Here is a 21,632-nt window from a genome sequence, read left to right on the forward strand (position 1 = left end):
GGTGCGACGGCTGTCGGCTTTGCACCCCCGCTTGCTCGGGGACGCACGTGGCCAGCGTATCCGGCCGACCGGTCGGCGCGCCGACCCGTTTCGTATCCTGAGCGCTCGACCGCAAGGGGGGAGCAACCGCGTGACGAAGATCAGGACGGTGCTGCGGCAAACCGGCAAGGCCCTGGCGGCCCCGTTCCGGGCGCTGCGCGACCGCTGGCGACGGTGGTCCTGGTGGCGCCGGGCCCTGCTGGTCCTGGCGCTGGTGGTCGCCGTGCCGGTCGCCGCGCTGGGCTCGTTGTTCATCTCCATCCGACTGCACTATGCGGGTGACCCGGCCCCCGAAGCCCGCACCCGGGGGCGGGACGCGGTCTGGCTCGGCCACGCCTGGGTGGACGGCCGCAAGAGCGAGGCCGACGTCGGGGCCCTCGCGCGGCAACTTGCCGGGACCGGCATTCGCGACCTGTACGTGCACACCGGCCCGCTGGAGCACGACGGCTCGCTGCCGCCCGCCGTCCACCCGCAGGCCCGCTGGTTCACCGACGCCGTGCACCGGGCGCTGCCGGGCGTGCGACTGCAGGGCTGGCTGGGTGACGAGGTCAAGCCGGAGAAGGACGCCCTGGACCTGGAGGACGCCGCGACCCGGGACCGGGTCACCGCCTCCGCCGGCCAGGTGCTGGACCTCGGCTTCGACGGCGTGCACTTCGACATGGAGCCGATCCGCCCCGGTTCGGCCGGCTGGCTGGCCCTGCTCGACCAGGTCCGCCCGCTCACCGCGGCGCGCGGCGCAAAGCTCTCGGTGGCGGCCCCGCAGATCGACCCGGTCCCGGACCTGCACACGGCCGGGATCCTGCTCACCGACCACGGCAAGTGGTGGGACCAGGCGTACTTCGCCGCGACCGCCCGCCGGGTCGACCAGATCGCCGTGATGACCTACGACACCTCGATGCCGACCGAGCCGCTGTACGGCGGCTACGTCGCCCAGCAGACCGAACTCGCCCTGCAGGCCACCCCGGCCGGCGTGGACCTGCTGATCGGCCTGCCGTTCTACTGGGACGACAAGTGGGGCCACTGGGGCCGCGCCGAGACCGTCGACGCGGCCGTCCGCGGCGTCCGGCTGGGCCTGGGCCGGGAGGACCTGCGACGGCCGAACTTCGGGGTCGCGCTCTACGTCGACTTCGCCTCGACGCCCGAGAACTGGGCGGCGTACCGGCGCGGCTGGGTGGACGTCTAGCCCGCCCGGGGTCGGCTCACCCGGCGGCGCACGCGGCGTCGGCCCGCTCGGCGCACCCCGCCCGGAGGGGGCCGACCGGCCCCGGATCAGGGGGCGAGCCGGTGGGCCAGCGCGCCCAGGTAGCGGTGCACGGTCGCGTCCTCGCCGGTCACGTAGTGCGAGACGGCCCGGTACAGCGGCAGGCGGACCTCGCCGCGCTCGGTCACGGTCAGCGAGCAGCCCGGCCCCGCCGGGGTGAGCACGTACGTCCAGGTGCCGCCGTACGGCAGGTCCGGGTCGGCGATGCCGGTGACCAGGCGGTGCGGGGCCTCGCTGGCCACCACCTCGTACGTGGTGTGCCCGTGCCGGTCGTACTCGCGCCAGCGCACCCGGCCGCCGGCCGCGGCGGGCAGCCGCTCGACGTGGGTGAGGCCCGGGCGCCAGGCCGGGTAGAGGTCGATGTCGGTGAGCACGTCCCAGACCGCGCCGGGCGGCTGGGAGAGTTCGAGTCCGCCCTCGGTGACGTGCTCCACCGGCAGTCGGCGGCCCGCCCGGTCCGCCGCCAGCAGCACGGCGCCCGCCAGCGCGGCGGCGCCCGCGCCCGCGCCGATCCACAGCCATCGGTTCATCGGTCCGGCCCCTTCCGCCCGGTCCCCGCCTGTTCATCATCGCGCCGCCGGGCCGCCGCGGCACGCCCGTCGCGCTGCGCCCCCGGGCGGGCCCGGTCCGCGCCCGGTCCGCGCCTGGCGGGCCGTCAGCCCGAGGGGTGCCGATATCCGCTGGATCGGGGCGGCCGACTCCCCCAGACTGTCCCGGTGCCCGGCCGCGGTGCGCATCAAAGCCCGTAGGCTGGGCAGGTAGGGACCATGGGGCGAGGCGTTCCATGGGAGACGAGAGGTTCGACAGTCGGCAGCCGGCCCGTCGGCGCCCCGGCAGACCAGCCGGGCGGTGCCGACTCCGCCGCCGACCGGAGGGAGACGCTGGGTGATCGAGTTGGAAGATGTTCCCGAGTTGATCGACCCGGTGATGGTCTGCGCCTTCGAGGGCTGGAACGACGCGGGCGACGCCGCGTCCGCGGCCCTGGCGCACCTGGACGAGACATGGGGCGGCAAGGTGTTCGCCGCCCTGGACGCGGAGGACTACTACGACTTCCAGGTCAACCGGCCCACGGTCTGGATGGACGGCGGAATCCGCCGGATCACCTGGCCGACCACCCGGCTCTCGGTGATCCGGGTGACGGAGCCGACGACCCGGGACGTCGTGCTGGTCCGCGGCATCGAGCCGAGCATGCGCTGGCGCTCGTTCTGCAACGAGCTGCTGGGCTTCGCGCACGAGCTGGGCATCGAGCTGGTGGTGATCCTGGGCGCGCTGCTCGGTGACACCCCGCACAGCCGCCCGGTGCCGGTCAGCGGGGTCACCTCCGACCCGGATCTGGCCCGTCGGCTGGACCTGGAGGAGAGCCGCTACGAGGGTCCGACCGGCATCGTCGGCGTGCTCCAGGAGGCCTGCACCCACGCCGGGGTCCCGGCCGTGACGCTCTGGGCGGCGGTGCCGCACTACGTCTCGCAGCCGCCGAACCCCAAGGCCACGCTGGCGCTGATCAACAAGCTGGAGGACCTGCTGGACCTGCGCATCCCGCCGGGCGAGCTCGGCGAGGACGCCCGGGCCTGGCAGCTGGGCGTGGACCAGCTGGCCGCCGAGGACAGCGAGGTCTCCGAGTACGTCCAGCAGCTGGAGGAGGCGCAGGACACCGCGGAGCTGCCGGAGGCCTCCGGGGACGCTATCGCCCGCGAGTTCGAGCGCTACCTGCGCCGCCGGGAGAACGTCGGGCCGACCGGCGAGAAGCCGGTGTCCGGGCACGCCACCGCGGAGCGGCCGGCCGAGCCGGAGGCGCCGGGCCCGGCCCGGGAGAGCCAGGACGGCTCCGAGGAGGAGTAGTCACCGCAACGCCGGAGGGGCGTCAGGACGTCCGGTCCTGACGCCCCTCCGGCGTGTGGTGCGGAATTCTTGCGGTGCCGTACTACAGGGCGACGCCGAGCAGGGCGTCCACGGTGCGGGTCACCAGGCCGGGCGCGCCGATGTCGGTGCCGCCCTCGGCCTCCTGCTGCTCGGTCCAGCGGTCGACCGCGGCCAGCGCGGCGGGCGCGTCCAGGTCGTTCGCGAGGGCCGTGCGGACCTCGGCGAGCAGCTGCTCGGCCGCCGGGCCGTCCGGCCGGGAGACCGCGGCGCGCCAGCGGGCGAGGCGCTCGACGGCCTCGTCCAGGACGTCCTTGGTCCACTCCCAGTCGGCGCGGTAGTGGTGCGAGAGCAGCGCCAGGCGGATCGCCGCCGGGTCGACGCCCTCGCGGCGCAGGGCCGAGACGAAGACCAGGTTGCCGCGGGACTTGGACATCTTCTGGCCGTCCAGGGCGACCATGCCGGCGTGCACGTACGCCTTGGCGTACGGGTGGGTGCCGGTGGCGACCTGGGCGTGCGAGGCGCCCATCTCGTGGTGCGGGAAGGAGAGGTCGCTGCCGCCGCCCTGGATGTCGAAGGACATGCCGAGGTACTGCAGCGCGATGGCGACGCACTCGATGTGCCAGCCGGGGCGGCCGTGGCCGAGCTCGGTGTCCCAGGCGGGCTCGCCGGGGCGGGCGGCCATCCAGAGCAGGGCGTCCAGCGGGTTGCGCTTGCCGGGGCGGTCCGGGTCGCCGCCGCGCTCGGCGAAGACCGGGCGCATGGCCTCGCGGGTGAGGCCGGAGACCTCGCCGAAGTGCGGGTCGGCGTCGACCGAGAAGTAGATGTCGCCGTCGACCTCGTACGCGGCGCCGGAGGCCAGCAGCTTCTGGACGATCGGGACGATCCACGGGATGGACTCGACGGCGCCGATGTAGTGGGCCGGCGGGAGCAGGCGGAGCGCGGTCATGTCCTCGCGGAACAGCGCGGTCTCGCGCTCGGCCAGGGCCACCCAGTCCTGGCCGGTCTCGACCGCGCGCTGCAGCAGCGGGTCGTCCACGTCGGTCACGTTCTGGATGTACAGGACGTCGTGGCCGGCGTCCTTCCAGACGCGCTGCACCAGGTCGAACGCGTTGTAGGTGGCGGCGTGGCCCATGTGGGTCGCGTCGTAGGGGGTGATGCCGCAGACGTAGATCCGGGCGGTGCCGTCCTGCGGCACGACCTCTCGGACCGTACCCGCTGCGGTGTCGTGGATGCGGAGGGGGTGACCCTGACCAGGCAGGGCGGGAACCTCGGAGGCGGGCCAGGCATGCATGGAAACAACTTTAACCTTGCGAACATTTGAAAGCCTAACCAGTGCGCAAGATCGACTGGTTTCGCTTCATGCCGTTGCCTGACCGGTTCTCGACTGGTATTGCACGGGTTCTTGACCGCTCCCGGGGCCCGCAGACCCGCCCCCGGCACGGGTGAGCGCCCGGCCGGCCCTGCCGCCGACCGGGCGCCCGGCTCCCCGGGGAACGCGGCCGGAGCCGCTACGACCGCTGCCAGAGGGCCGGTACGTTCGGCGGTTCCCAGCCGACCATGGCGGTGTGCGCCTGGAGGCAGACGTAGGAGACGCCGGAGTAGGTGACGCGGTCGCCCGCGCGGTAGGAGGTGCCCGGCGCCCAGCTGCCGCCCGGCGGCGTGGTGGGCGTGCCGGTGGGGGTGGGCGTGGGCGTCGGGCCCGGCGTGCCGGGGGTCTGCGGCACGTTCAGCACGAAGTCGTAGCTGCCCTCGCGGACGTTGCCGTTCTGCCGGACGTTCATCAGCAGCCGGGCGTCGTAGATGGTGTCGGTGCTGTTGCGCGGCTCGCCCGGGAAGTACAGCTGGGTGGTGACGACCGGGCGGCCGGGGGCCTGGAGCTTGACGTGGATGTGCCGGGTCCGGCCCGGGTAGAGGCCGGGCACGATGGTGTCCAGCCGGTACGCGCCGTTGGCGTCGGTGAACTGGTGGCCGCGGAAGGTGTAGCCGACGTTGTCGTACGCGCCGTTGTCGTCGGCCTGCCAGAAGTCCAGCAGCACGCCGGGGACGGGCCGGCAGGCGAGGCCGAAGACGTAGCCGCTGACGACCAGCCGGGTGCCGGGGCCGTCGTTGACCATCGAGCTGCGCAGCGGGGAGTTGGGCTTGAAGTAGGGGCCCTCGGTCTGTTCGATCGTGGGGTCGTCGCCGTCGTGGCAGTCGGGGGTGAGCTCCGGGGTCCGGCCGGTGCCGACCTGCTCGCGGGCCAGTGCGACCCCGCCGCCGATCAGCAGCGGGGCGGCCCCGAGCGCGGCGGCGGCCTTCAGTACGGTCTTGCGGCTGATCATGCCGTCGGGCACGCTCATCGCCGTCTCCCTGTCGTGGGGCGGGGGTGGGGGCGGCCCTTGCCATGGTGGGGGCATGACAAGGACCGGGCCGGTCGCCCGCCCGCACACACCGGGCCGGCCACCGGTGGCCAGCAGCAAAGTTACGGGCCGTCCGGCGCGGCCGCGATGGACGTGATCCGGGGATCGTGGTGATTTCCGTCGACCCGGGACCGGAACTCCCCCGGCGTCATCCCGGTCTCCCGGCGGAAGAAGCGGCAGAAGTACGCCGGGTCCGCGAAACCCGTCTCCTTGGCCACCTGGCGTATCGTCAGATCCGTGCAGGCGAGCAGCCGTTTGGCCTCCAGGGTCTGCTGGTGCCGGATCAGCCCGCCCGGTGTCCGGCCGGTGGCCTGCTTCACCAGGGTCTGCAAGTGCCCCGGGGAGACGCCGAGTTCCTGGGCCGTGGAAACCACCGAGCGCCGCACCCCGCCCGGCTCGGCGATCAACCGGGTGAAGGCGGCGGCCACATCGGCGGGCCGACCGGGCACCCTGGGGCGGTCGGCCGGGGCGCAGGCGCGCAGCGCCCGGACGATCAGGATGTGCAGACTGGCCCGCAGCACGCCCTGGTAGCCGGGCGCCCCGGCCAGGTACTCGTGCTCCATGTCGGCGAACAGGGCGCCGATCGCGTCGGCGTGCGCGCCGAGCGCGAGGGCGGGGCGGGTGGCCAGAGCCCGCAGGGCGGCGAGGTCCCGCGGGCGGCCGAGCAGGAAGTCCTCGTTGAACAGCAGGACCCGGCCGGTGAGTTCCTCGGTGTCCGCCCAGTAGTGCACCTGGCCGGGGGTGATCACGCACAACTGCGGGGGCGCCAGCGGCCGGTGGACGAGGTCCAGGACGTGGGCGCCGCGCCCGCCGGTGACGTGGACGATCTCGTGGAACGAGTGCCGGTGGGGGAAGCCCGCCCGGGAGAGCGGGCCGATCGTGTCGAAGCTGCCGATGGCGAAGGGGAGCAGCTGCGGCAGCGGGACCTGCAGGCGGTGCAACGGCAGGTCCGGCGTGCTGCGGGGGGTGGGGGTGGTCCGTCGCGCGTCCATCGGAGCAGTGTGCGACCTGTTCCGGGGACAGGTCCAGACCATCCGTCCGGGACCGCCGAACCGGCGCGGACCGCACCCCCGGGGGCCGGGCGGGCGCACGGGGAGCCGGACGGGCCGGGCGCGCCAGGGGGCCGGCTACACCGGGGGCCAGGGGATCGCGGGCCAGTCCTCCGACGGCAGCGGATGGCGGCCGGAGCCGCGCAGTTCGGCCACCCGGGCCCGGGTCGCGTCCAGCTCCGCCCCCGTCAGGTGCGGGGCGAGGCGCTCGGCGAGCTCACCGTCCAGCAGCTCGGCCAGCCGGGTCAGCACCTCCAGCGCCTCGACGGGCAGCGGGTCCCCCGCCCAGCCCCAGAGCAGGGTGCGCAGCTTGCCCTCGGTGTTGAAGGTGACGCCGTGGTCGATGCCGTACACCCGGCCGTCGGCGGCCGGGATCAGGTGACCGCCCTTGCGGTCGGCGTTGTTGAGCACCGCGTCCAGCACGGCGAGCCGGCGCAGCCGCCGGTCGTCGTGGTGCACCAGCAGCGCGGTGCGCCCGCCCTCGACCTCGGCCCGGACGATCGGCAGCCAGCCCTCCTCCGGGCCGCGCGGATCCTGCAGCGCGAGCAGCGGCTCGGCCCCGGGATCCGGCTCGACCCACAGCTGCACCATGCCGGGCCCGTGCGGGCCGTCGCGCAGCACCGTGGGCGGGATCAGCCCCCAGCCGGTCGCGGCGGACAGCTCGTACGCGGCGACCTCGCGGCCGGCCAGTGTGCCGTCCGGGAAGTCCCAGAGCGGGCGCTCGCCGGCCACCGGCTTGTAGACGGCCTGCGCACTCAGCGAGCCGTGGGCGACCGTGCAGTACAGCGCGGCGTTGGAGGCCTCGGTGAGCCGGCCGTGGACGGTCAGCTCGCCCTGGCGCAGCAGCGCGAGGGCGGTGGGCACGTCGGCGGCCAGCGCGGCGGCGGCCGCCGGGTCCGCCTGCGGCGGGGTGTCGGTGTTCAGCGCCGGTAGCCGTTCGCGCGCGGGCACAGGTGGCCCTCCGGGTCGAGCGGCAGGTTGCAGAACGGGCAGGGCTTGCGGCCGGCCGCGACCAGGTCCAGCGCGCGCTTGGCGAACACCCGGGCCATCGCGCCGGTCAGCCGCACCCGCAGCATGTCCGGGCCGGTGTCGTCGTCGGTGAACACCGCGGCCGCGGCGTCCTCCTCCTCCTCTTCCTCCTCCACCAGCGCCTGCGCCTCGACCACCAGGCAGCCGTCCACGCTGTCCCAGGCCAGGGCCATCGTGCCGACCCGGAACTCCTGCTCCAGCGGCAGGTCGAGCGGGGCGGTGTCGAGCAGGTCCTTCGGGGCGGCGGCCGGGATGGAGGCGTCGCCGCCGCTGCGCCGCAGCGCCTCGTCCAGGACCTCCTCGATGCGCTCGGCGAGCGCCGCGACCTGGGTCTTCTCCAGCAGCACGCTGGTGATCCGGCCCCGGGCGCTGGCCTGCAGGTAGAACGCCCTGGCGCCGGGCTGGCCGACGGTGCCGGCCACGAACCGTTCGGGCTGGTCGTAGAAGAAGACCTGACGGGTCACGCTCTCGCTCCGGATCGTGTCGGTCGGCGCGGATCCGCCGTGGGGGATCGCGGGTGTTCGGACTCGTATGTCACCCTACGACCTTCGGGCTCCGGCCGGGGAGCCGAGCCGACGGCCGCGGGCGGTGTGGCACGCGCGGGCCCGGGCGGTGCCGCCCGGACGGGTGCCGCGGGCTTGCGCCGTGGACCGGCGCACCCGTACCGCCGCGGGCGGCGGGCCTCAGGCGGTGCCGCCGACCACCGCGTCGCCGGCCGGGGTGGCCGGTGCCGGGCCGGTCTTCGGCGCCAGCGAGGCGAGGTCGCCGGTGTCACCCATCCTCAGCACGAAGGGGCGCTGCGGGGTGTAGCGGATCGCGGTGACCGAGCAGGGCTCGACGCTGATCCGCTGGAAGTGGTCCAGGTGCAGGCCGAGCGCGTCGGCCACCACCGCCTTGATCACGTCACCGTGCGAGCAGGCGATCCAGACCGCGTCCTCGCCGTGCTCGGCGGCGATCTTCCCGTTCCACTCGCGGACCGCGCTCACCGTGCGGTGGCTCAGCTCGCGCAGCGACTCCCCGCCGGGGAAGGCCGCGGCGGCGGCGTGGTCCTGGACGGTGCGCCAGAGGGGCTCCTTGGCCAGCTCGGCCAGCGGACGGCCGGTCCACTCCCCGTAGTGGCACTCGCCCAGCCGCTCGTCCGTGGCCGGCGCGCCCAGCTCGGGCCGGGCGGCCAGCAGCGGCTCCAGGGTCTGCCGACAGCGCTCCAGCGGGCTGCTGACGGCCTGGGCCAGCGGGATGCCGGCCAGGCGGTCGGCCAGTGCGGCGGCCTGCGCGCGCCCGGTGTCGTCGAGATCCACGCCGGGGGTCCAACCGGCCAGGATCCCGGCGGTGTTCGCGGTGGAGCGGCCGTGACGGACGAGCAGCAGGGTGGGCATGGGGTTCAGCCTACGGCCTCCGGGCCCGGCCGTGGGGGCGGGTTACCGTCCGGTTACCCGCCCGGCCCCGGCTCCGGCGGGCCCGGGCGGTGCCGCCCCGCCCCGGATCCTTGCCGGACCGGCCCCGGGATCCTGCCCGGTCGCGTGCCGGGGCCCCGCCCCGGATCCGCTCCCGTCGCGCCCCGCCTCCCCCGCTTCCGTCCCGCTTCCGTCCCGCTTCCGTTCCGAATCCGGACCGGATCCGTGCCCCGCGGCTCCGGTCGGGTGACAATGGCCCGCATGATCGTCCACTGCGCCGCCTACTGCGACGGCCGCCGGATCGAGGCTCCCGACGACCTGGCCGGCGCGCTCGCCGCCGCCCGCGCGGCCGGTCCGGACGGCTTCGTCTGGATAGGCCTCTTCGAACCGACCGCCGAGGAACTCGACCACGTCGGCAGGGAGTTCGCGCTGCACCCGCTGGCCGTCGAGGACGCCGTCCGGGCCCACCAGCGTCCCAAGGTCGAGGCCTACCGGGGCTCGCTGTTCGTCACCATGAAGACCCTCGGCTACGCCCCCGGCGCACACGTCGTCACGGTCGGCGAGGTGATGGTCTTCCTCGGCCCCGACTTCGTGATGACCGTCCGGCACGGCCAGGACTCCCCGCTCGGCGGCCTGCGGACCCAGCTGGAACAGGACCCCGAGCTGCTGCGCTACGGCCCCAGCTCGGTGCTGCACTCGGTCTGCGACACCATCGTGGACGGCTACGTGGACGTGGCCACCGCCCTGCAGGTCGACCTGGACGAGCTGGAGGCGGACATCTTCTCCCCCGGCCGGGTCGGCCGCGACACCGCCGGGCGGATCTACGGCTACAAGCGCCAGGTGATGTCCGTGCGCCGCGCCACCGGCCCGCTGCTGGAGCCGATGCTGACGCTGGAGCGGGGCGCCCGCTTCGTCCGCCCGGAGACGGCGCCCTACCTGCGGGACGTCGCCGACCACCTGGCCCGGGTGAACGACCAGGTGGACGGCATGGACCGGCTGCTGTCCGACATCCTCAACGCCAACCTGGCGCAGGTCAGCGTGCAACAGAACAACGACATGCGGAAGATCTCCGCCTGGGCGGCGCTGGCCGCCGTGCCGACGATGATCGCGGGCATCTACGGGATGAACTTCGACGACATGCCGGAGCTGCACCAGGTCTGGGGCTACCCGGCGGTGCTGGTGCTGATGGCCGTGGTCTGCCTGGTGCTGCACCGGGTGTTCAAGCGGCACGACTGGCTGTAGCGCCGCCTGCTCCCCCGGTGCCCGGGCCGCACCCCGGCGCCTCAGGCCAGTCCGGCGCGCTCCAGGGCCTCGACGCCGGTGCGCAGCGCCCGGATCCGCTCGTCCAGGGTGAACCCGGCGGGGGCCAGGGTGAGCGTGGTGACGCCCGCGTCGGCGTAGGCCTGCATCCGGTCGGCGATCCGGGCGGTGTCGCCGATCAGCGAAGTGGCGTCCACCAGGTCGTGCGGGACGGCGGCCGCGGCGCCCGCGTAGTCCTTGGCCAGGTACTTCTCCTGGATCTCGTCGGCGGCCTGCTCGTACCCCATCCGCCGGGTCAGCTGGTTGTAGAAGTTCTTCTCCTTGCTGCCCATGCCGCCGATGTAGAGCGCGGCGTACGAGCGCAGGGCGTCGACCCCGGCCTTGACGTCCTCGCCGACCGCGAGGTTGACGGTCGGGCAGAGGTCGAAGCCGTCCAGCGTCTTCCCGGCCTTGGCGCGGCCGGCCGTCAGCGGGTCGAGGGACATCGCGGCGTGCTCGGGCGAGAAGAAGATGCCGAGCCAGCCGTCGGCGATCTCGCCGGTCAGCTCCAGGTTCTTCGGGCCGATCGCGGCGATGTACAGCGGGACGTGCTCGCGCACCGGGTGCACGGTGAGCTTGATCGGCTTGCCCGGGCCGCCGGGCAGCGGCAGGGTCCAGTGCGCGCCCTCGTGGACCAGGCGCTCACGGGACATCGCCTTGCGGATGATCTCCACGTACTCGCGGGTGCGGGCCAGCGGCTTGTCGAACTTCACGCCGTACCAGCCCTCGGACACCTGCGGGCCGGAGACGCCGAGGCCGAGGCGGAACCGGCCGCCGGAGAGGGTGTCCAGGGTCGCGGCGGTCATCGCCGTCATGGCCGGGGTGCGGGCCGGGATCTGGAAGATGGCCGAGCCGACGTCGATCCGCTCCGTCTTCGCGGCGACGTAGCTGAGCACGGTGGCGGCGTCCGAGCCGTACGCCTCCGCCGCCCAGCAGACCGCGTAGCCGAGCCGGTCCGCCTCCTGGGCGACGGCGATGTTGTCGGCGTCCATGCCGAGTCCCCAGTAGCCGAGGTTGATCCCGAGTCGCATCTGCCGCACCTTCCAGTGGGTTGGGGTCGGGCCGAGGGTAACCGCGCCCGCGCCGGACATGCTACTGACGAGTAGTGGTGGCCCGGGTCACACGTCCCCGGCCACCGCCGGCGGTGATCGTTCTGCGGGTCTTCGCACCTGTCCGCGCACCGGCCGCTACGCTCAGCCGACGTGGGGAGCGCACTCCCCACCTGCGCGTTTTCAGGGCTGCCGGAACGCCCGGGGCCACCGGCCAGTGGAGGGCCCGTCCGATGGAACAGCGTCACCTCGGCCGCACCGGCCTGCAGGTCTCCCGGCTCGGCCTCGGCACCATGACCTGGGGCCGCGACACCGACGAGCACGAGGCCGCCGAGCAGCTCAAGGAGTTCGTCGAGGCCGGCGGCAACCTGGTCGACACCGCCGACGTGTACGCCGACGGTGGCGCCGAGTACCTGATCTCCCGGCTCACCGACAACCTGGTCCCGCGCTCCGAACTCGTCATCGCCACCAAGGCCGGCAGCGTCCCCGACTCCGCCCGCCGCTTCGACTGCTCCCGCGGCCACCTGCTCGCCGCCCTGGACGCCTCGCTGCACCGCCTCGGCACCGACTACGTCGACCTCTGGCAGGTGCACTCCTTCGACCCGACGACCCCGGTCGAGGAGACGCTCAGCGCGCTCGACATCGCCGTCTCCTCCGGGCGCGCCCGCTACGTCGGGGTCTGCGACTTCAGCGGCTGGCAGCTCGCCCGGGCCGCCACCTGGCAGCGCGCCCACCACGGACGGGTGCCGCTGGCCGCGGCCCAACTGGAGTACTCGCTCCTGCAGCGCGGGATCGAACGGGAGGCGCTGCCCGCCGCGCGGGACGCCGGGGCCGGGGTGCTGGCCGGCTCGCCGCTCGGCCGCGGGGTGCTCACCGGCAAGTACCGGCACGGAGTCCCGCAGGACTCGCGCGGCGCCTCGCCGTACCTGGCCGGCTTCGTCCAGCCGTACCTCGGGGACCGCTCGCGGCGGATCGTGGACGCCCTCGCCACCGCTGCCGACGGGCTCGCCAGCAGCCCGCTGGCGGTCGCCCTGGCCTGGGTCCGGGACCGGCCCGGAGTGGCGAGCGCCCTGGTCGGGGCACGGACGGTGGCACAACTGCAGGCGGCGCTGTCGGTGGAGGCGCTTACGCTTCCGGGTGAGATCCGCGGCGCGCTGGACGACATCTCGTCGCCCGTGCACCGCTACCCGGACCAGGGGTGGACCGAGCTGTGAGGCCCGGGCCGGATCGTCGAGCGGAACGTGCAGTGGAGTGACCTTTGGAGCGGACGACGATGAGTGACACGGGGAACGGCGCTCCGGCGGAGACCACGGCGACTACGGCCGACAAGGCGGCGGAGCTGGCCGAGCTGGCCGCGCGGATCCGCGCCGTCGAACGGCAGGGGGCCGGGGGCCCGGCTCCGAGGGCTGCCGCACCGGCCCCGGCTCCGGGGGCTGCTGCACAGACTCCGGCACCGACGCAGGCTCCGGCTCCGGCACCGACGCAGGCTCCGGCTCCGGCACCGCGGAGGGCGGAGCCGGCCGACCAGGCCCCGCCGGCTGCGGCGGCCGCAGCCCCCGACGGGCCCCGCGGCGACGCGCTCCAGGAGGTCACCGCGGTGCTGACCGCCGGCGGTGCCCCGGCCGAGCTGGCGGCGGCCGCCCTGGCCGAGTTCGGCGAGGACGCCGCCGAGCGGCTGCGCACCAACCCGTGGGCGGTGCTGGACCTGCCCGGCGTCCGCCCCGAGCACGCGGACGGCTTCGCCCGCGGGCTGCTCGGCCCCGGCTCCGGGCCGGGCGACGAGCGCCGCGCCCAGGCGCTCGTGCCGTGGCTGCTGGAGCAGGCGGCGCTGCGCGGGCACTCGGCCCTGGAACTGACCGAAGTGGCCGCCGGGCTCGAACGGCTCCGGATGCCGGACCCGGCGGCAGCCATCGGGAGTGCCGTCGAGGACGGTCGGGTGCTGCCCTCCCAGGAGGAGCTCACCGGGGCCGAGGCGCACGCGGCCGGCGGCGAGGACGACGAGCCGCCGACCCGGACGCTGCTCGCGCTGGAGCGGCTGGCCATGGCGGAGGACTCCCTCGCCGAGGGCCTGGTCCAGCTGATGGCGACCTTCGTTCCCGGCGAGGACGTCGACCCGGCGGCCGACGCCGCGGACACCGGCCCGGAGACGGACCCGGAGTCCGGTGAGGGGGGCGACGCCGGCGAGGCCGAGGACTCCGAGGCCCCGGGCAGCACGGCACCCGCCGCCGCTCCCGGACCGGCCGCCTGGGAGGCCGCAGCCGAGGCCGCGCCGTCCTCCTCCGCGACCGCCCTGATCCGCGCCGTCGCCGACAGCGCCCTGGTGCTGCACACCGGCGGCGAGGCGGCCCGTGCCGAACCGGCCGCGCTGGTCGCGGCCGCCCGGGGCCTCGGGCTGCGGGCCTGGGCCGCCACCTGGACCGACCAGGGCCGGGACTCCTTCGCCGCGCTCTGCGGAGCCGGGGCCGGAACGGGCGCCGAGGCCGACACCGGGGCCGGAACCACCGTGGTCACCCTGGCCGACCTGCTCTCCGGCAGCGCCGGCCCCGGCCGCGCCCCGGACGGCATGCTCGCCCTGGACCTGCTGGTCCTCCTGGACGCCCCGCTGCTGGGCGTCGAACTGGCCGCGACCGTCCTGGAGGCGCTCGCCGACGGCACCCGACTGGTCCTCAGCGGAGACCCCAACCAGCTCTGGTCGGCCGGCCCCGGCCGCTTCTTCGCCGACCTGCTGGCCGCCAAGGCCTGCCCGGCGGTCGCCTCCCGCACCCCGGACTTCGGCCCGATCGGCGAGCTGGTCTCCGGTGTCGGCATCGGCGAGCTCCAGCAGGTCGACGCGCCGGACAAGGAGGTGGTCCTCCTGACCGCCAAGGACGCCGGCGAGGCCGTCCACCGTGCCGTCCAGCTGCTCACCGACTCCATCCCGCGCGCGCTCGGCATCCCCGCCGAGCAGGTGGTGCTGCTCACGCCCGGCCACGGCGGTGCGGCCGGCACCCGGGTGCTGAACGCCGCCGCCAAGGCGCGGCTCAACCCCGGCCCCGGCCGGTTCCGCGGTTTCGACCCCGGCGACCGGGTGGTCGACTCACCGGCGCCCGGCATCACCCACCCGGCCCGGGTGCTGGACGGCGACGCCACCGGCCTGCACCTGGAGTACGCGGACGGCTCGCGCCGCACCGTCCCGCCCGCCGAGGTCGCCCGGCTGCGGCACGGCTGGGCACTGACGGTCCACCAGGCACTCGGCCGCCGTTGGCCGGGCGTGGTGGTCGTGCTCCCGGAGGACGCCGCTCCGGGGCTCACCCGGCAGTGGGTCTACACCGCCTTCGGCCGGGGCGAGCGGCACCTGTCCGTGGTGCACGCGGCGGGCCCGGCGCTCGCCCAGGCCGTGGCCGAGCGCCCGGCGCAGCCGCGCACCACCCGGCTGCGGGCGGTCCTCGCCGAGAACGCCGCCTCGGCGTACTGAGCCGTCGCCGCGCCGGGCCGCAGCGGCGCTCTGCCGCAGCCGCGGAGCCGCTGCGGCGGCGGGCGTGGCCGCGCCGCGCGGCGGACATGCGACGGGCGGGCCCCACGGTGTGGGGGCCCGCCCGTCGTCCGTCCCGGACTCCGTCAGTCGTCCGGGTCCTCGTCGTCGTAGACCTCGCTCACGTCGAACCGGCAGATCAGCAGCTGCGGGTCGGCGTGCTCGAACGGCTCCGGCAGCCACTCCCCCGGCTCGGTCGGCTCGGCCGCCGCGACCCAGAGCGTCGAGTCCGCCTCCTCCAGACCGAACTCCTCGCTGCGCGCGGCGATCTCGTCCGGCTCGTACTCGCCGAACAGCACGCCGATCGCGGCGTTCACCCCGCCCGCGCCGGCGCCGCCCGGGGTCAGCGACTCGTCCAGCCGCTCGGCCTGGGCGCGCAACCGCTTGGGGTCGACGACGTGGTAGTCGCGGCGGATCAACACGCTGATCGCCTCGGGCTGTTCGGGGCCGTGGTACCCGCCGGGACCCTCGTCCCCGGGAATCTCGAAGGGCGTGACCTCGTCGTAGGCCTCGTACAGGAGCTGGTCGTAGGCGATGGCCGCCGTCGCGAGCTGCTCGTAGGCAGCGGACACGGCGGGATCGTCGGAGGTGTTGGGGCTTGACACCGCTTCCAGATGACGGTCGATGGCGGCCTTGACCGCCTCAGCGGCGGCGCGTACCTCGGCAATGGTGGGCTGCGCGGCATCAGACATGGTGCAGACGCTATCTCCCCGCGGTGTCGGTACGCACAGCGGTTGTCACCTACACCCGCGATTTCACCGCAACTTCCCCCCTGATGTCCGATCTGCACGGGTACGTCCCCCTGCGGAACCGGCGCGGGCCCGGCGCAGAGGGCGCGCAGCAGGTCGGGCGGGGCCGTCCGCGTACCGCTTCGCACGCCGGGATCGGGGTATCCCCTCCACAGCAGCAACAGAACTGATGCACTGTCAGTCGACTGTCCGGGCGGCGGGCCCCCGGGGCACCGCTCCCGCGCGGGAGGACGGCCGGAAATACCCGGGCCGACTGTCCGGGGCAGGCCGTAGGCTTGCCCGAAGGTGATCCCCAGGAGGAGCGTTTTGACCCCACGCAAGCCGGTCCGGCAGCCGGAGTACGAGTACCAGTCGCTGCGCATGCCGCGCGGCACCACGCGCAACGCGGCCCGCCAACTGCTCACCGAGCACGCCGAGTACGGGCACTGGGAGCTCGACCGACTGAGGCTGTTCCCCGACGGCAGCCGGACGGTCCGGCTCAAGCGCAGGATCATCCGCCAGGTCCGGAACTGGTGACGGGCGGGTCGCTCCGCCCCGAGCGATCACCGGCACGAAGCCTTCACGCACCCGCGGCCGCCCGTTCATCCGGCGACCGCGGGTGCGTCGTTCTCCACGGTGGGTGCGCGCCGTCGCCCACGACGACGCGCGGGCCCGCGGCTGCGAGGGGTCAGCGGGCCCCGGCGCGGGCGCGGCGGTAGAGCACGCCGCCGCCGAGCAGCAGCGCCAGGCCGGCCGCGCCGAGCAGTTCGACGCCGCCGGCGCCGGTGGAGGCCAGCTGGCTGTCGACCGGGGCGCTCGGCGTGGCAGCCGGGACCGTCGTCCGGGAGGCGGCCGGGACGGCCTGGGTGCCCGGGGCGGTGGTGGCCGGCGGGGTGGACGGGCCACCGGTGCGGGGGATGCCCGGGGTGGTCTCGCCACCGGTCTTCGGCGGGGTCGGGTGGCTGATCTCCGGCGGGCAGTCGTCGCTCGGCTTCGGCGCGGGGGCCGGCGCGGGCCGGGCCACGTTGCCGCACTCGTTGCCGAAGGCCGGGTTGGCGACGCCGACCACGTTGACGGAGTTGCCGCAGGCGTTGACCGGGACGTGCACGGGGGCCTGGATGCTGTTGCCGGAGGCGACGCCCGGCGAGCCCGCGGCGACGCCGGAGGCCGAGGCGCCCGAGGCGGTGGTGCCCCGGCTCCCGCCGGCACCGGAGCCGGCCGTGCCGGAGCCCGCGGTGCCGGAGCCGGCGTGGCCGGACTGACCGGACTGGCTGCCCTGGGGGGCCGCGTGGCGGCCGCCGCTCGCGTTGGCGCACCGGTTGCCGAACGACGGGTTCAGCGCACCAATGATGTCGACCGTGTTGCCGCAGGCGTTGATCGGCACCTCGACCGGCACCTGCACCGAGTTGCCCGAGGCGACGCCGGGTGATCCGACGGCACCCCCCTGCGCCTCGGCGCCCGCGTAGGCGTAGCCGGCGGTCGAGGCCAGCACACTGCCGGTGGCCACGGCCGTGAGGATCCCCTTCTTGGCTACATTCCTCATGTTTTCCCCTGACGTTTTCGAGACGAGGTTTTGACCTTGACGTGAACCTTATGAAAGTCGGAATTTTTGCCCATCCGTAAATCACGCAGGGTCTTCGACTGCACAGGAGTTAACGAGGGGCGAACGGTGAGGTTGGGCCGAACGCTGCAGCTTCACCCGATCGAGCGATCGTGTCGCCGAGCTGTATCACGACCCGGCGGACGCGCGCCGCGCATGCGAACGCCCCCGGTGCGGCGCGTCCGCCGCCCGGGGGCCGGGTCGAGTCCTCTCAACGGGCCTCAGCGGCCCGGAGGTCGACTCAGATGTTGGCGCAGTGGTTGCCGAACGCCGGGTTCAGCACGCCGATCACGCTGACGGTGTTGCCACAGACGTTCACCGGGACGTGAACCGGGATCTGGATCTGGTTGCCGGAGACGACGCCCGGGGAACCGGCGGCCACACCCTCGGCACCCGCGTGAGCGGACGCGACACCGGCGGCGGCGAGCACCAGGCCACCGGTGGCGGCGGCGACGGCGGCGATCTTCTTGTTGACCTTCATCATTCCTCCTGTACGGACAACGCAACCCGTTCGGCGGGCTGCACAGGGATGAACGACGCTGCGGCAAACGGGGTACGGAACAGGATTCCCATTCACCCGCAACGGTGAGGTCTCGCACAAACAATCGGCTCGGGATTCCGGGAGGAATCGTTTCTGTCGATCTCCCCGAACCCGTCCCACAATCATCAGCTCCGACAATGCGGTCGGCCCGCCCCCGGAACCCCGGGAGCGGGCCGACCCAGTCGCCTGATCAGCGGGCGACGGCGAACCGGTCAGCAGGCGTCGATGAACCGGTCGAGCACCCGGACGCCGAACTTCAGGCCGTCCACCGGCACCCGCTCGTCCACGCCGTGGAACATCCCGGCGAAGTCCAGCTCCGGCGGCAGCTGCAGCGGCGCGAAGCCGAAGCAGCGGATCCCCAGGTCCTGGAAGGACTTGGCGTCCGTCCCGCCCGACAGGCAGTACGGCACCGCGCGGGCGATCGGGTCCTCCGCGCGCAGCGCGGTCTGCATCGCCTCGACCAGCGCCCCGTCGAAGCCGGTCTCGATCGCCTTGTCCGAGTGCAGGCTCTCGCGCTTCACGCGCGGGCCGAGCACGCTGTCCAGCTCGGCCAGGAACTCCTCCTCGTAGCCGGGCAGGAAGCGGCCGTCCACGTGCGCGGTGGCCTGACCGGGGATCACGTTGACCTTGTACCCGGCACCGAGCATGGTCGGCTGGGCGGTGTTGCGCAGCGTGGTGCCGATCATCTTGGCGATGCCGCCGAGGACGCGCAGCGTCTCGTCCATGTTCTCCGGGTCCAGCTCGACCCCGAGGGCGTCCGACAGCTCGTCCAGGAAGGCCCGGACGGTCTTGGTGATCCGCAGCGGGAACTGGTGCCGGCCGAGCCGGGCGACCGCCTCGCACAGCTCAGTGATCGCGTTGTCGTCGTTCTCCATCGAGCCGTGGCCGGCCCGGCCCTCGACCGTCAGGCGCATCCAGTGCATGCCCTTCTCGGCCGTCTCCACCAGGTAGAGGCGGACCTGGTCGTTGACCGTGAAGGAGAAGCCGCCGACCTCGCCGATCGCCTCGGTCACGCCCTCGAACAGCCCCGGGTGCTTGTCCACCAGGTAGCGCGCCCCGTACGTGCCGCCGGCCTCCTCGTCGGCGAGGAAGGCCAGCACGATGTCGCGCGGGGGCTTGCGCCCGGTGCGCAGCCGGTCGCGGACGACCGCCAGGGTCATCGCGTCCATGTCCTTCATGTCGACCGCGCCGCGGCCCCACACGCAGCCGTCGGCGATCTCGCCGCCGAACGGGTCGTACGTCCAGTCCGCGGCGTTGGCCGGCACCACGTCGGTGTGGCCGTGGATCAGCAGGCCCGGGCGGGAACGGTCCTCACCCTCGATCCGCACCACCGTCGAGGCGCGGCCCTTGGCCGACTCGAAGATCTTCGGTTCGAGTCCGAACTCGGCGAGCTGCTCGGCCACGTACTCGGCTGCCCTGCGCTCGCCCGGGCCGGAGCCGTCCCCGTAGTTGCTGGTGTCGATCCGGATCAGATCGCGACAGATCCCGGCGACCTCCGACTCAGCCGTCACCTTCGGCGCCGCCGACTCGCTCCGCTCGCTCACGGTCACTCCTCGTCTCTGGCCCGCACCGACGCACCAGCGCGCCACCCCCAGGACCTGCACCCGGGCCGTACGAGCACGTCCGCCCATCCTCTCCCAGCCCCCGGGCCGGATCCACCCCCCGCACGCCCCCGAAACCCCCTGGTCACGCCCCCGCCACACGCCGGCCCCCGCTCCCGCCACCCGCCGCGCGCCCCGGCCGGGAACCGTTTTGGGAGCCCAAGCCGATCTTTGCTACAGTTACATCTGTCAGCGCGACGGACGAGAGATCGGAAGCCGCGAGGACGACACCTAGTCCGGGTGGCGGAATGGCAGACGCGCTAGCTTGAGGTGCTAGTGCCCTTTATCGGGCGTGGGGGTTCAAGTCCCCCCTCGGACACCGACAGGAACCCCAGATCCTTCTGGGGTTCCTTTTGTTTTCCCGGAGCTGCCAGGGCCCCGGAACTCCGGGGCTGCGAGGCTCCCGAGCATCGGGGCACCCGGTGGTTCCGGTGCCCCGCGCCCGGAGCCCGCCCGCCTCAGGACTGCCGGTCGGCGGGCCGGTGGTGCCGGGTGGGCTTCGGGACGGGCGTCCGGGCGGGGATCGTGTGGCCGGTGCGGTCGTCGGTGTGCCAGGACTGCGACTGGAAGGCGAGGAAGATCGCGGTCCAGCGGTTCCGGGCGGGCAGGTGGATCAGGAGGCCGCCGTCCTGCCGGACGCCGTCGTCGGCCCTGAACCGGCCGCTGTTGCCCTGGTTCATGTGGATGTCGTGGACGCCGTTGCCCGGGAGGAAGCCGAACACCTTGTCGGGGACGGTGGGTTCGGGGCCGAAGCGCTGGCCGAAGACGTAGAGGGCGGCGGCCGGGCCGACGATCGCCTGCTGGACGTGGTGGTCGAGCAGGTCCGCGAGGTCGTTGTCCGCTCCCGGGGCGTCGGGCGGCAGGACGCGCATCGCGGCGGGGTCGAACAGGCGCCCGCGGACGAAGTCCAGGCTCGCCGTGTCCGGCCGGGAGGGCAGCGCGTTCCAGCCGCTGCCGGCCGGCGGGAGGAGTTCGGTGACGGGGTGCCGGAAGTCCTCGACGACGGTGTAGAGCAGGTCGGAGGGGGCCTGCTGGGAGAGGACGTTGACCGCCGCGCGGTAGTCGGCGCCCTGACCGTCGCGCAGGTGGATCTGGTAGTGCGGGGTGTCGGCGCCGCCCTCGCGGCGCCGGTCGACGGCGGTGGCGGCGAGCACGCCGTAGTTGCTGATCGGCATCGGTGGGGTCCTCGGAGTCGGTGGTGCAGGGACCCCTCCGTTATGGCGCATGCGGTGGCGCGCCCACCCGTGAATCGACGGAAGTTCACTTGCCGTCCCCCGAAGGGGTTCCGGGCTCACCGAACGTTGACAGCCCGGCGCCCCCGACCGGCGCCCCCGACCGCCGGTCGGGCCCGCCGGTCAGACCTGGCGGGTGTCTCCGCCCAGGGCGCTCTCGATGCCCTGGACCATCCGCCACAGCGGCGCCCGCCGGCTGGCGACCAGCACCACGACCTCGTCGGACTCGCCCTCTCCGCCGCTCTCGGACGGGCGGTCGCTCCAGGTGCCGGTGACGAAGGCCATCGCCGCGTCCACCTCCGCCACCCAGTCGCTCTCCCCGCCCGTGCGCAGCCAGGTGCGCAGGGCGTGGTTGTGCGCGGCGACGACGGCCGCGGCGATCACGTCCGCGCGCAGCGGGCCGTCCGGGCGGTCGTCGAAGCGGCCGCGCAGGTAGGCCGCGAGGGTGTGCTCGTAGCGCCAGACCACCGACAGCTCGTACGCCCGCAGGCCGGGCACCTTGCGGGTCAGCCGGTAGCGCTGGACGGAGAAGGAGGGCTGCTCGGCGTACATCCGCAGGACCAGGCGGGCGGCGTCGCAGGCGTGCTTGACCGGGTCCTCCTCGCCGTTGCCGGACTCCAGGAACTCCGTCATCTCGGCGAGGCTGCGCTCGTGGTCGGGGAAGACCACGTCCTCCTTCGCCGGGAAGTACCGGAAGAAGGAGCGCCGGCCGACTCCGGCCAGCGAGACGATGTCGTCGATGGTGGTCTGCTCGAAGCCGCGCTCCAGGAAGAGCTCGAAGGCCGCGGCGACCAGCGCCTCGCGCATCGCGGGCTTGGCGGGCCCGTCGTTCATGGGCAGGTCCTGCTCTTCCTTCTCGCTCATTCTCGGCAACCTAACACCGGCGCACCGCCCGGGCGCCGACGGCCGGGGCGCGCTCCGCTCCGGCCGTCGACGACGCTCGAACCGCCTTACGGGAGGTTGCGGGCCATGACGATGCGCTGGACCTGGTTGGTGCCCTCGTAGATCTGCGTGATCTTCGCGTCCCGCATCATCCGCTC

General features: G+C 74.1%; 21 protein-coding genes and 1 tRNA gene. 7 read left to right on the top strand and 15 right to left on the bottom strand.

The annotated features are described in order from the left end of the window. Positions 1 to 130: 130 nt before the first annotated feature. On the top strand, positions 131 to 1,222 hold the full coding sequence (locus tag ACZ7KX_RS27660; protein ID WP_470328812.1) for a glycoside hydrolase family 18 protein: 1,092 nt from the start codon (positions 131 to 133) through the stop codon (positions 1,220 to 1,222). An 86-nt stretch (positions 1,223 to 1,308) separates the two neighbouring features. Here ACZ7KX_RS27660 and ACZ7KX_RS27665 read toward each other — a convergent pair whose 3' ends face one another. Further along, positions 1,309 to 1,830, bottom strand: coding sequence for an SRPBCC domain-containing protein (locus tag ACZ7KX_RS27665; RefSeq protein WP_396553435.1), 522 nt, complete (start codon positions 1,828 to 1,830; stop codon positions 1,309 to 1,311). Between the two features lie 355 nt (positions 1,831 to 2,185). On the opposite strand from ACZ7KX_RS27665, the gene ACZ7KX_RS27670 reads away from it, so the two are divergent. After that, entirely contained in the window at positions 2,186 to 3,139 is a 954-nt protein-coding gene (locus ACZ7KX_RS27670; protein WP_396553434.1) for a PAC2 family protein, read from the top strand. Positions 3,140 to 3,221: 82 nt separating this feature from the next. On the opposite strand, the gene mshC is transcribed toward ACZ7KX_RS27670, so the two are convergent. From mshC to ACZ7KX_RS27700, 6 genes are all read right to left on the bottom strand, one after another. Further along, positions 3,222 to 4,451: a cysteine--1-D-myo-inosityl 2-amino-2-deoxy-alpha-D-glucopyranoside ligase gene (mshC, locus tag ACZ7KX_RS27675; RefSeq protein ID WP_470328813.1), complete on the bottom strand. Its 1,230-nt coding sequence runs from the start codon at positions 4,449 to 4,451 to the stop codon at positions 3,222 to 3,224. Positions 4,452 to 4,668: 217 nt separating this feature from the next. Further along, on the bottom strand, positions 4,669 to 5,499 hold the full coding sequence (locus ACZ7KX_RS27680; protein WP_470328814.1) for a dioxygenase family protein: 831 nt from the start codon (positions 5,497 to 5,499) through the stop codon (positions 4,669 to 4,671). A gap of 122 nt (positions 5,500 to 5,621) precedes the next feature. Continuing rightward, positions 5,622 to 6,551: a helix-turn-helix transcriptional regulator gene (locus tag ACZ7KX_RS27685; protein WP_470328815.1), complete on the bottom strand. Its 930-nt coding sequence runs from the start codon at positions 6,549 to 6,551 to the stop codon at positions 5,622 to 5,624. Positions 6,552 to 6,686: 135 nt separating this feature from the next. Continuing rightward, positions 6,687 to 7,484 carry an SCO1664 family protein gene (locus tag ACZ7KX_RS27690; protein WP_470328836.1) on the bottom strand — a complete coding sequence of 266 codons (798 nt, stop codon included), beginning with the start codon at positions 7,482 to 7,484 and terminating at the stop codon, positions 6,687 to 6,689. A 44-nt stretch (positions 7,485 to 7,528) separates the two neighbouring features. Beyond that, positions 7,529 to 8,101, bottom strand: a complete 573-nt coding sequence (locus ACZ7KX_RS27695; RefSeq protein ID WP_470328816.1) for a DUF3090 family protein — start codon at positions 8,099 to 8,101, stop codon at positions 7,529 to 7,531. Positions 8,102 to 8,320: 219 nt separating this feature from the next. Continuing rightward, the gene (locus ACZ7KX_RS27700; RefSeq protein ID WP_470328817.1) at positions 8,321 to 9,013 is read right to left on the bottom strand and encodes a histidine phosphatase family protein; all 693 of its coding nucleotides are present in this window, start codon (positions 9,011 to 9,013) and stop codon (positions 8,321 to 8,323) included. Between the two features lie 279 nt (positions 9,014 to 9,292). On the opposite strand from ACZ7KX_RS27700, the gene ACZ7KX_RS27705 reads away from it, so the two are divergent. Next, the gene (locus ACZ7KX_RS27705) at positions 9,293 to 10,273 is read left to right on the top strand and encodes a magnesium and cobalt transport protein CorA (protein ID WP_470328818.1); all 981 of its coding nucleotides are present in this window, start codon (positions 9,293 to 9,295) and stop codon (positions 10,271 to 10,273) included. A 41-nt stretch (positions 10,274 to 10,314) separates the two neighbouring features. Here ACZ7KX_RS27705 and ACZ7KX_RS27710 read toward each other — a convergent pair whose 3' ends face one another. Next, positions 10,315 to 11,361 carry an LLM class F420-dependent oxidoreductase gene (locus ACZ7KX_RS27710; RefSeq protein ID WP_396553428.1) on the bottom strand — a complete coding sequence of 349 codons (1,047 nt, stop codon included), beginning with the start codon at positions 11,359 to 11,361 and terminating at the stop codon, positions 10,315 to 10,317. A gap of 251 nt (positions 11,362 to 11,612) precedes the next feature. On the opposite strand from ACZ7KX_RS27710, the gene ACZ7KX_RS27715 reads away from it, so the two are divergent. Next, entirely contained in the window at positions 11,613 to 12,593 is a 981-nt protein-coding gene (locus ACZ7KX_RS27715) for an aldo/keto reductase (RefSeq protein ID WP_470328819.1), read from the top strand. A gap of 59 nt (positions 12,594 to 12,652) precedes the next feature. Beyond that, positions 12,653 to 14,833: a helix-hairpin-helix domain-containing protein gene (locus tag ACZ7KX_RS27720; protein ID WP_470328820.1), complete on the top strand. Its 2,181-nt coding sequence runs from the start codon at positions 12,653 to 12,655 to the stop codon at positions 14,831 to 14,833. Positions 14,834 to 14,976: 143 nt separating this feature from the next. Here ACZ7KX_RS27720 and ACZ7KX_RS27725 read toward each other — a convergent pair whose 3' ends face one another. Next, positions 14,977 to 15,582 carry a hypothetical protein gene (locus ACZ7KX_RS27725; RefSeq protein WP_350523869.1) on the bottom strand — a complete coding sequence of 202 codons (606 nt, stop codon included), beginning with the start codon at positions 15,580 to 15,582 and terminating at the stop codon, positions 14,977 to 14,979. A gap of 363 nt (positions 15,583 to 15,945) precedes the next feature. On the opposite strand from ACZ7KX_RS27725, the gene ACZ7KX_RS27730 reads away from it, so the two are divergent. Beyond that, positions 15,946 to 16,155, top strand: coding sequence for a DUF5703 family protein (locus tag ACZ7KX_RS27730; protein ID WP_037901221.1), 210 nt, complete (start codon positions 15,946 to 15,948; stop codon positions 16,153 to 16,155). Positions 16,156 to 16,306: 151 nt separating this feature from the next. Here ACZ7KX_RS27730 and ACZ7KX_RS27735 read toward each other — a convergent pair whose 3' ends face one another. From ACZ7KX_RS27735 to ACZ7KX_RS27745, 3 genes are all read right to left on the bottom strand, one after another. Then, on the bottom strand, positions 16,307 to 17,161 hold the full coding sequence (locus ACZ7KX_RS27735; RefSeq protein ID WP_470328821.1) for a chaplin: 855 nt from the start codon (positions 17,159 to 17,161) through the stop codon (positions 16,307 to 16,309). Between the two features lie 298 nt (positions 17,162 to 17,459). Beyond that, complete coding sequence (locus ACZ7KX_RS27740) at positions 17,460 to 17,699, bottom strand: chaplin (protein WP_350523871.1); 240 nt, start codon at positions 17,697 to 17,699, stop codon at positions 17,460 to 17,462. A gap of 272 nt (positions 17,700 to 17,971) precedes the next feature. Beyond that, positions 17,972 to 19,303: a M20/M25/M40 family metallo-hydrolase gene (locus ACZ7KX_RS27745; RefSeq protein ID WP_470328822.1), complete on the bottom strand. Its 1,332-nt coding sequence runs from the start codon at positions 19,301 to 19,303 to the stop codon at positions 17,972 to 17,974. Positions 19,304 to 19,594: 291 nt separating this feature from the next. Here ACZ7KX_RS27745 and ACZ7KX_RS27750 point away from each other — a divergent pair. Then, positions 19,595 to 19,679 (top strand) — tRNA-Leu (locus ACZ7KX_RS27750). A gap of 139 nt (positions 19,680 to 19,818) precedes the next feature. On the opposite strand, the gene ACZ7KX_RS27755 is transcribed toward ACZ7KX_RS27750, so the two are convergent. The 3 genes from ACZ7KX_RS27755 to ACZ7KX_RS27765 form a co-directional block, all read right to left on the bottom strand. After that, complete coding sequence (locus ACZ7KX_RS27755; RefSeq protein ID WP_470328823.1) at positions 19,819 to 20,535, bottom strand: DUF2278 family protein; 717 nt, start codon at positions 20,533 to 20,535, stop codon at positions 19,819 to 19,821. A 180-nt stretch (positions 20,536 to 20,715) separates the two neighbouring features. Beyond that, the gene (locus ACZ7KX_RS27760) at positions 20,716 to 21,456 is read right to left on the bottom strand and encodes a TetR family transcriptional regulator (RefSeq protein ID WP_470328824.1); all 741 of its coding nucleotides are present in this window, start codon (positions 21,454 to 21,456) and stop codon (positions 20,716 to 20,718) included. An 86-nt stretch (positions 21,457 to 21,542) separates the two neighbouring features. Next, a partial coding sequence (locus ACZ7KX_RS27765; RefSeq protein WP_144385854.1) for an acyl-CoA dehydrogenase family protein occupies positions 21,543 to 21,632 on the bottom strand: 90 nt, incomplete at its 5' end.

The organism is Kitasatospora sp. NPDC038210 (assembly GCF_055600605.1).